The sequence below is a fragment of the Streptomyces spongiae genome (assembly GCF_009377185.1).
Taxonomy (GTDB): Bacteria; Actinomycetota; Actinomycetes; order Streptomycetales; family Streptomycetaceae; genus Streptomyces; species Streptomyces spongiae.
In genome coordinates this window covers 1-8,647 of sequence record NZ_VJZC01000429.1, presented here as the reverse complement: position 1 = coordinate 8,647, position 8,647 = coordinate 1, and the positions used below count along the sequence as shown (strand labels likewise).

Below are 8,647 nucleotides of genomic sequence, written 5' to 3'. Positions count from 1 at the left end.
GGGTGGGGCCGACCAGGACGGTCGGCCCCACCCCGCCTTCCGTTGTCGCCGTCCTCCTCGATCTCGTCAGCGGCGAACCGGCGGGCCCACCGCCAACGACCGCATAAGATCAGCGGTGATGAGGAGTCAGGCCGAGCACACGACCAGCGGCGCGTGGGGCTCCACGCGGATCGTGGCGCTCTGCTCTGCCCTGCTGGTGCTGCTCGCCACGCTGGTCATGTGTCTGGGGTCCGTGTCCCACGGCGACAGCGGACCGGTCGGCACCTGGATGACGTCGACTCATCACGGCACGACGGGTGCGCATCCGGCCGACTGCCCCTACGGCGACGTCTGCTGCGGCCCGTCCACCGACGGGGTACGAGCCGTGCTCGCCGCTCCCGTCCAGCCGGTGCCCGCGGTCCTGCCCCGCATGCCGCGTCTGCCCGCGCCGGGCGCCTCCTCGCGGTGCGCCGAACCCACGCCGGCCGGCCGTTCCCCGGACCTCCACGTCCTGCAAGTGCAACGGATCTAGACGACTCCACGGCGCCGCGCGCTCACGCGTACGGACGGCCGCGTTCGTCCCTCCACCACTGCCTGCACCCACCGCCGCGCGGCGCCACCGCCCGGCGGGGACGAGGAGCACACAGCCATGAGCAAGACCAGCAAGAAGACGGCGTCCGCCGCGCGACGGGCCAAGATCGAGGAGATGCGCCGCACCGAGAAGGCCCGCGAGCGCCGTAACCGCGTCATCACCATCACCCTCAGCACGGTCATCGTCGCCGGACTCGTCGGCTGGGGCGGATACGCCCTCAACAGCGCCAACGAGAAGGACGAGCAGCAGGCCGCCGCGGCGAAGAAGCCCGTACGCGGCGAGAAGACCTGGGCCAAGAAGAAGCTCACCCAGAACCACGTCCAGGGCACCGTCGACTACCCGATGAACCCGCCCGTCGGCGGTGACCACAACCAGGCGTGGATGACCTGCGACGGCACCGTCTACACCAAGCCCATCGGCAAGGAGAACGCCGTCCACTCCCTCGAACACGGCGCGGTGTGGATCACGTACAACGACAAGGCCGCCGAGGCCGACATAAAGACGCTCAGCGACAAGGTCTCCAGGACCCCGTACACGCTGATGAGCCCCGGCAAGGACCAGTCCGGTCCCATCATGCTGTCGGCCTGGGGCAGGCAGCTCACCGTGACCAAGGCGTCCGACCCCCGAGTCCAACAGTTCCTGTCCAAGTACGTCCAGGGCGCGCAGACACCCGAGCCGGGCGCCGCCTGTACGGGCGGGCTGACCGCCTGAGGCGGTCCTGGTCCGTGGGGCCTCGTCGCCCACTCGGCGCGAGGCCCCGCGGACATGAGCGTTCCGGCGGCGCATGGTGAGAAACCACCAGCAGTGGTGAACCGTGCCAACGCGCCGCACGGGCGTCGGTGCCTACCGTCGAGTTCATGACGAACAGCAGCCCACCTCTGCTGAGTTCACAGCAGATGGCACGCTTCGTGGCCCACGGCTCACTGCGCCTGGACGGGATCGTCCCTCCGGAGATGAACGAGGAGGCGCTCCCGTTCCTGGCCGCCGGACTACCTGGCATCCCGTACGGGACCCCCGTGCCCGAGGCCTACCCCGCGGACTCCTTCCCCCGCCGGCTCCTCCAGATCCCTGAGGTGGCGGGCGCTTTGCGCTCCCTAGTCGGGCCGGACCCGCTCGTCGACCACCACGCCGTCCACATCCGCCAGGCGAAGGAGGGCAACGCTCAGCCTCTGCACGGGGACGCGATCATCGACGTGCGCACCGACGCCTTCGACGTACAGCTCATGTACTACCCGCAGGACGTGACCCTGGAGATGGGCGGCACGTTGAGCGTGCCCGGCAGCCACCTGCGGCGCACCAACGAGACCGACACCGGGCGCTACCAGAACCTGCTGGGCCAGAGCCGTCTGGTCTGCCCCGCCGGCACGGTGGTGTTCGTGCACCACGGCCTCTGGCACGGCGGCAGGCGCAACGACAGCGACACCGTGCGCTACATGTTCAAGATCCGCTTCAACCCGACCGTCCGCCAGCAGCTCCTCTGGGGCACCTCCGACCTGCACACGCCCGCGGTCCGTGAGGAACTGACCCGAGGCTTCCCCTGGTACGAACAGGCCGCCGGCCGACTGGAGGTCCACAACCGGGCGTTGCTGTGGCGCCAGTTGACCGGCGACGACCGATTCGACCTCGACCACTGGGTGACCCGCGTGACCAACCGTCCGACCGCCGTCGCCGCTGCCCGCACCGCCGACACCGCCGGAGGAGAGTCCTCATGACCATCCGTCAGCGCGTGCTCGTCCTCTACCTGACCACCTCCGCCCTCGACAGCAAGGTGGTCGGCTGGTCCCGGTACGACGGCACCGGCCGCACCACCCCGACGGCGGGCGACAGCGACGAGCCGCCCTACACGACCGGCCTGGACGCCCTGCTCGACGGCTGGCGCCTCATCCAGGCTTCCCAGCTGCTGCCGCCCTCCCCCGGCCACGAGTACGACGTGTCGTTCCTCAAACACGAGTTCTTCTTCGAGCAGCTCGTCGACGCGTAGGAAGTGGCTCAGGAGGAGTGGCTCAGGGAGGAGACCGTGTCCGGCGGCGACCAGGAAGTGCCCCTGACCGGAGGGCGCGTCACTGAAGGAGTGGTGCGGGTCGCGGACACCGTGCGTCGGCCGTGCACAGCGGCTTCGCCGTTCGTCGCGTCCCTCCTCGCTCATCTCGAACAGAGCGGGTTCGCGGGAGCACCCCGCCACCTCGGCACCGACGAGCAGGGACGCGACGTCCTCAGCTATGTCCCCGGGTGGGTGCCGGCCTCCTTCCGCCGCTGGGCCGATCCGCAGATCTCCGCAGCCGGCGGTCTGCTGCGGGGTCTGCACCGGGCCACCCGCACCAGTGGGCTCACCGGCACGTGTCCCGTCGTCTGCCACCATGACCCGGGCCCGAACAACGTCGTCTTCCGCGCTGACCGGCCCGTCGCGTTCATCGACTTCGACACCGCGGCGCCCGGTGACCCGCTCGAGGACCTGGGCTACATGGCCTGGACCTGGTGCGTCTCGTCACGGCCCGACAGGGGACCCGTCAGCGTCCAAGCCGCCCAGGTACGGCTGCTCGCCGACGCGTACGGCCTCACTCCTCACCGGCGCCTGGACCTGATCGACGCGATGCTGGACCGTCAGGCCCGCAACGCCCGCTGGTGGCGGGGGCACCTGAACGGACCGACCGGACCGCACGGCGTCGGCGATGACGAGATCGCTGCCCGAGTCGCCTGGTCCGAGCGTGAGCACGACTACACGGCCGCTCACCGCGCCGAGTTCGCCGCGGCGTTGCGGCCCGGGCCCTACGAGGCACCACCGTCCCCTGGGTGATCACGTGCCGGGCCCTGAGCGGTTGGGGCTCATGGGCCCGGCACGGAGGGTGGCCGCCCGTCTCGGGGACGGCCTGTCCCGGCCTGTCGGCGCGACATGAGGAGCAGACCGGGACGTTCGGGTGTCAAGTGGCGGCGGTCAGACGCCCAGCGCGTCGATGAGGGCCTGGGTGACGTCCTCGGTGGTGGCGGTGCCGCCGACGTCGCGGGTGAGGATGCCGGCACCGGTGGTCGTCTCGATCGCCTTGTGCAGGCGGGCCGCCTGGTCGGGGAGGCCGAAGTGCTCCAGCATGAGCGCGGCGCTGCCGACGGCGCCGATCGGGTTGGCGAGGCCCTGGCCGGCGATGTCCGGGGCGGAGCCGTGGACGGGCTCGAACATGCTGGGGAAGCGGCGTTCCGGGTTGAGGTTGGCGCTCGCCGCCAGTCCCAGGCTTCCGGCCAGCGCGCTGCCGAGGTCGGAGAGGATGTCGGCGTTGAGGTTGGAGGCCACGACGACGGAGAGGTCCTCGGGGCGCAGGACGAACTTCGCGGACATCGCGTCGACCAGGACGCTCTCCGTCTCCACGTCCGGGTAGTCGAGGGCGACCCGCTTGAAGACGTCGTCCCACAGGACCATGCCGTACTGCTGCGCGTTGCTCTTGGTGACGGACGAGACCTTGCGGCGCGTACGGGTGCGGGCCAGGTCGAAGGCGAAGCGCATGATGCGTTCGCAGCCCACCTCGGTGAACAGGGCCGACTGGACGGCGATTTCGCCGCCCTGTCCGCGGCCGGAGAGGTTGCGGCCGCCGAGTCCCGCGTACTCGCCCTCGCTGTTCTCGCGGACGACCACCCAGTCCAGTTCGGTGTCGTCGGCCTTGCGCAGCGGGCTGGTGACGCCGGGCAGGAAGTGCACGGGACGGATGTTGGCCCACTGGTCGAAGTTCTGGCAGATCTTCAGCCGCAGGCCCCACAGGCTGATGTGGTCGGGGACGCTCGGCCAGCCGACGGCGCCGAAGTAGATGGCGTCGAAGTCCCGCAGCTGCTCCAGGCCGTCGTCGTCCATCATCTTGCCGGTGCGCTCGTAGTAGCCGCAGCCCCAGGGGAACTCCTGCCAGTCGAAGGCGAAGGCCCCCTGGGAGTCGGCGGCCAGCGCGTCCAGCACGGCGCGGCCCGCGGCGACGACCTCGGCGCCGACGCCGTCGGCGGGGATGGCGGCGATACGGAAGGTGCGGGTTGCGGTCACAGGGAGCCTCCGAGGGTCGTTCTCCGACGTCTTCTCGATGTCTTCTCGACGTCTTCGAGTCAACCCAGTGGGTCCGTACCCCGTCCAAGACCAGCTTTCGATACGGCGTATAGGCGCAACCGATCGATGCGGCGGCTACGACTGCCGCGAGCCCTTTCGCCGGGCGTATGACCGGGTCAGCTCCAGGAACGCGCGGGCGCCCGGCGTGAGGTGGGCGGGCAGGCTGATCATGGCGACATGCAGGTGTGCCGTGGGCTCGATGGACGCCACGGCGGCACCGCAGCGGCGGGCCAGCCGGGTCCAGGACGCGGGCAGGACCGCGAGACCGACGCCGGTCAGCACGAGGGGAAGGATCGAGGTGCGGTGGTCGACGACCGCGACGATGTCGGTGCCGGTGGTCTGCGCGGTGATGTCGTCGACGATGGTGCGCATCAGGCTGCCGCGCCGGGAGGCGATCAGCTTGTGCCCGCCGAGGTCCTCTGGGCGCAGGGTGGCGCCGTCCACGAGATCACCGTCGGGCGGGGCCACGACGACGAACGGCTGCTCCTCCACGGGCAGCACGTCGATGCCCGCCAGCGCGACCGGGCTGGCCGCGCCGAGCAGGCCCAGCTCGCAGGCGCCGCTGCGGACGAGTTCCACGGCCTCCTCAGGGGTGAAGGCGGCCCGGCTGCTGACGGTGACGGTCGGGTGCAGTTCATTGAAGCGATGGATCAGGGTGGTCAGCGGCTCGATGCCGGGTGAGGGCATGGCGGCGACCTCGACGGTGCCGCCGTGCAGGCCTGACAGGGCGGCCGCCCTGTCCCGTACGGCTGCCAGGTCGCGCAGGACGCGGCGGCTCGGTTCGAGGAGTTCCGCGCCGGCCTCGCTGAGCACCACTCCGCGGCCCATGCGGTGGAACAGGGAGACGCCCAGGTCGGCTTCGAGGTTCGCCATCGCCTGAGAGAGCGAGGGCTGCGCCACGTGGAGCGCGGCGGCGGCCTTGCTGAATCCGCCGTGCTCCACGATGGCGAGGAAGTACTCGAGTTGCCGGGCGTCCACCAGGCGGACCCTACCGTCTACGTCTACGGGTTGACCGGGACCGCCTCGTTCGCCTCGGCCGGTCGCGCGGCGGGCACGGCGGCCTCAGGGGCCTCGGGGGCACCGCCGGCGGCTGCGTCGGCCTGCTCCTCCCGTTCCGCCTGTTCCTCCCGTACCGGCTGCTCCTCCCGGATCTCGCCGGACAGCACCTGGCGGGCCCGCGTCAGGTCGAGGCCCTTCTCCCAGCGGGCGATGAAGAGGGCTGCGACCGCGTTGCCGTAGAAGTTGACCAGGGCACGGCACTCCGACATGAACTTGTCGATGCCGAAGACGAGCATGATCCCGGCGGCGGGCACGTGGCCCACGGTCGACAGGGTCGCGGTCAGCGCGATGAAGCCGCCGCCCGCGACGCCGGCCGCGCCCTTGGAGGTCAGCAGCATCACCGCGAGCAGGCCGAGTTGCTGGCCGACGGACAAGGGTGTGTCGGTGGCCTGGGCGATGTAGAGGGTGGCCAGGGACAGGTAGATCGCGGCGCCGTCGAGGTTGAAGCTGTAGCCGGTGGGCACCACCAGGCGGACCGTGGACTTCTCTGCGCCCATGAACTCCAGCTTGCGCATCAGACCCGGCAGGGCCGGCTCGGCGGTCGAGGTGCCGAGGATCAGGAAGAACTCTTCCTTGAAGTAGCGGAAGAGCTGGAAGATGTTCAGCCGCACATACGCCGCGAGCACCGCGCCGAGCACGACCACGACGAACAGGATCGAGGTGGCGTAGAAGAGCAGGATCAGCGAGCCGAGGCTGGTCAGCGTCGACAGGCCGAACTTCCCGATGGCGTAGGACATCGCCCCGAAGGCACCCAGCGGGGCCACCTTCATCACGAAGGACAGCACCTTGAACACCACTTCGGTCAGACGGTTGACCCCGGCGATGATCGGTTCGCCCGCCTTGCCGACGGACTTCAGCGCGATACCGAAGATCACCGCGAGGAAGATCACTTGTAGGATGTCGCCCTCGACGAACGCGCCGAAGACACTGTTCGGCACGATGCCGGTCAGGAACTCCCACCAGTGCTGGTGCTCGCCCGTCTGGATGTACTGGCCGGCGTCACCCGAGACGTCCAGTCGCGAGGGATCGGCGTGCACGCCGTCGCCGAGCCGGAAGACGTTGATCGCGACGAGCCCCGCGGCCAGGGCGACGATCGTGCCCAGCTGGAAGTACGTCAGTGCCTTGATCCCGGTGCGGCCCACCTTCTTCAGGTCGGCCACTCCGGCCACGCCGCCGATGATGGTCAGGAACACGATCGGTCCGATCAGCATCTTCATCGCGGTGATGAACGTGGTGCCGATCGGCTCCATCGATGTGGCCAGATCCGGCCACCGCCACCCGAGCACGATCCCGATGACGATCGCCACCAGCACCTGCACGTACAGCTGCCGGTACCACGGCTTCTTCCTCACCACGGCGTCGCCTGCGGCTTCCTTCGGGGCATGCGTCATTGCGGCCTCCGGCCTTGAGGAACCCGTACGACACCGGGTCCCGGCCGGTCGTCGCACCACTCACCGGCTCAGTGAAGCGAGTCACAGACGGCGAGGTCCACGACCAAAAATCGATGCCCCGCATAGGCACTGCCTATACGAAACGCCGCGGAGACGGGCTCTCAGCGGGGCCGTAGCTCGCCGGAGCCACGGAGAACGAGCCGGGTGGGGATCTCCGTGGAGCGGGCCCGGGAGCGGTCGCCGTCCAGTCGGGACAGCGCGATCGTCGCGGCGGCGGCGCCCATGGCCGCCGGGTCCTGGGCGACCACGGTGAGGGCGGGTTCGAGGACCCCGGCGAGGGGGATGTCGTCGAAGCCGACGAGCGCGACGTCCTTGCGGGCGGCCCTGGCGAGGCCGACCACGGCACCCATGGACGAGAAGTTGTTCGCCGCGAGCAGCGCGGTGGGCGGGTCCGCCAGGGTCAGCAGGCGCTCGGTCGCGTCGGCCGCCCCCTCGACGTCCTGACCGCCCGCGACCAGCGCCCTGTCGTAGGCCAGTCCGGCTTCGGCGAGGGCGTCACGGTAGCCCCGCAACCGCATCCGGCGGGTGTACAGGGCGGTGGGTGTGTCGCCGATGAAGCCGATCCTGCGGTGGCCGTGCCGGATCAGGTGCGCGACCCCCTCCCGCGCTCCCTGGCGGTTCGAGCTGAGCACGCTGTCGGCGGTCAGCCCGGTCCCGGGACGGTCGAGGAAGACCACGGGCAGCCCGGCGGAACGTTCGGCCTTGAGGTAGCCGTGGTCGGCGCTCGGGATCGGCGCCATGAGCAGGGCGCTGACCCGGCGGGCCAGGAACGTGCCGACCAGCGAGCGTTCACGCTCGGCGTCCTGGGCGGACGAACCGATGAGCAGGGTGAGGCCCCTGCCGTGGGTCACCGACTCGATCCCGCTCACCACCGTGGCGAAGAACGGGTTGCTCATGTCCGGCACGACCAGTCCGATGGCGGTGTCGCTCTTGCCGAGCCGCATGTGGCGCGCCATCAGGTTGGGGCGGAAGCCGAGCCGCTGGACGGCCTCCATCACCCGCTCCCGGGTCTCGGCGGAGACCGGACCGTCCTCGTTGAGCACCCGCGACACCGTCTTGGCGCTGACGCCTACCTCCTGTGCCACATCGCTCAGCGTGGGGCGGCGGGCCACGGGCATGGTCGTATCTCCTCAGTTGTGGCGGAGCGGGCGGTCCCTCCTGTCCCCACCGCCTGCGGCAGCCATCGGTTCAGTGCTCCGCGGGACCTGCCACCTCGGCGGCCTCCACGTCAGCGACGACAGTACCTGTGCCGCCGGCCTCCACCTGGAGGGCACTCGTCATGATCGCGTCGGCCGGTCCCGCCCACACGGACCAAGCGCCCCGCTCAACCTCGAACAAGAACACGGGAGTTGGCGAAATGATCGAGTTTGTCCGAGTTCTGGGAGGGGGAGGGCACCGACAGGCCCACCTCGGCGGCCGCACGGCATGACGGGCCACGGCGTGGGCCACGACGTCACCCCACGATCCGAAAGGCCCTTCCGTGAGCGAATC

At 70.2% G+C, this 8,647-nt stretch carries 9 protein-coding genes; 5 read left to right on the top strand and 4 right to left on the bottom strand.

Translation table 11 applies throughout. The features are described 5' to 3' along the window. Nucleotides 1-118: 118 nt before the first annotated feature. From FNH08_RS37040 to FNH08_RS37020, 5 genes are all read left to right on the top strand, one after another. On the top strand, nt 119-511 hold the full coding sequence (locus tag FNH08_RS37040) for a hypothetical protein (protein WP_152775918.1): 393 nt from the start codon (nt 119-121) through the stop codon (nt 509-511). Between the two features lie 117 nt (nt 512-628). Continuing rightward, nucleotides 629-1,282, top strand: coding sequence for a DUF3105 domain-containing protein (locus FNH08_RS37035; protein WP_152775917.1), 654 nt, complete (start codon nt 629-631; stop codon nt 1,280-1,282). Between the two features lie 146 nt (nt 1,283-1,428). Then, nucleotides 1,429-2,283 (top strand): phytanoyl-CoA dioxygenase family protein, encoded by an 855-nt coding sequence (locus FNH08_RS37030; protein WP_194238735.1) that lies wholly within the window; start codon nt 1,429-1,431, stop codon nt 2,281-2,283. A gap of 2 nt (nt 2,284-2,285) precedes the next feature. Further along, nucleotides 2,286-2,552, top strand: coding sequence for a hypothetical protein (locus FNH08_RS37025; RefSeq protein ID WP_322726102.1), 267 nt, complete (start codon nt 2,286-2,288; stop codon nt 2,550-2,552). Between the two features lie 36 nt (nt 2,553-2,588). Then, nucleotides 2,589-3,365, top strand: coding sequence for a phosphotransferase family protein (locus FNH08_RS37020; RefSeq protein WP_322726101.1), 777 nt, complete (start codon nt 2,589-2,591; stop codon nt 3,363-3,365). A gap of 138 nt (nt 3,366-3,503) precedes the next feature. Here the strand turns inward: FNH08_RS37020 and FNH08_RS37015 are convergent, their stop codons facing one another. From FNH08_RS37015 to FNH08_RS37000, 4 genes are all read right to left on the bottom strand, one after another. After that, entirely contained in the window at nt 3,504-4,586 is a 1,083-nt protein-coding gene (locus FNH08_RS37015) for a tartrate dehydrogenase (RefSeq protein ID WP_322726100.1), read from the bottom strand. 135 nt (nt 4,587-4,721) lie between these two features. Continuing rightward, on the bottom strand, nt 4,722-5,624 hold the full coding sequence (locus FNH08_RS37010; protein WP_322726099.1) for a LysR family transcriptional regulator: 903 nt from the start codon (nt 5,622-5,624) through the stop codon (nt 4,722-4,724). Nucleotides 5,625-5,647: 23 nt separating this feature from the next. Next, nucleotides 5,648-7,096, bottom strand: a complete 1,449-nt coding sequence (gene dctA / locus FNH08_RS37005; protein ID WP_152775914.1) for a C4-dicarboxylate transporter DctA — start codon at nt 7,094-7,096, stop codon at nt 5,648-5,650. Nucleotides 7,097-7,257: 161 nt separating this feature from the next. Continuing rightward, on the bottom strand, nt 7,258-8,274 hold the full coding sequence (locus tag FNH08_RS37000; protein WP_152775913.1) for a LacI family DNA-binding transcriptional regulator: 1,017 nt from the start codon (nt 8,272-8,274) through the stop codon (nt 7,258-7,260). Between the last annotated feature and the right edge of the window lie 373 nt (nt 8,275-8,647).